Here is a 518-nt window from a genome sequence, read left to right as displayed (position 1 = left end):
TCATGCGACGCGTCTCTGGGTCCATTGTGGTTTCCCAAAGCTGATCTGGGTTCATCTCACCTAGACCTTTGTAACGCTGACGGCTTAGACCACGCATCGATTCTTTAACCAACCACTCAAGTGCTTCAGCAAAGCTTGATACTGGCAGAGTACGTTCACCACGTTTGATGTACGCGCCCTCTTCTAGAAGACCGTCTAGGACTTCAGAAAGGTCCGCCAGCTTGCCGTATTCTTTTGAGTTTAGGAAATCAACACTTAGCGCATGCTCGTGAGTCACACCGTGTGTACGAACGATGATCTTCGGCAGGCTCAAACCAAGCTCTGCGTGCAGCTCCACTTCGTAGCTGTATTGGCTTGCACCCACTTCTTTCGCGTTTAGTTGCTCAACAAGTTGTTTTGTCCAAGCTTCTACTGCTGCTGCATCATGACACTGCTCAGCCGTTAGACGAGATGTGTAGATAAGCTCATGCACTAAGGCGCGAGGGTAACGACGGCTCATACGATCAGCAAGCTTGATA

At 49.8% G+C, this 518-nt stretch carries 1 pseudogene; it reads right to left on the bottom strand.

Annotated features, from left to right (window positions below):
* Positions 1–518, bottom strand: a pseudogene (gyrB, locus tag R8N47_RS28400) (DNA gyrase subunit B); the annotation flags it as partial.

The sequence above is a fragment of the Vibrio sp. 2132-1 genome (genome assembly GCF_033344315.1).
This window is presented reverse-complemented; position numbering and strand designations above follow the sequence as displayed.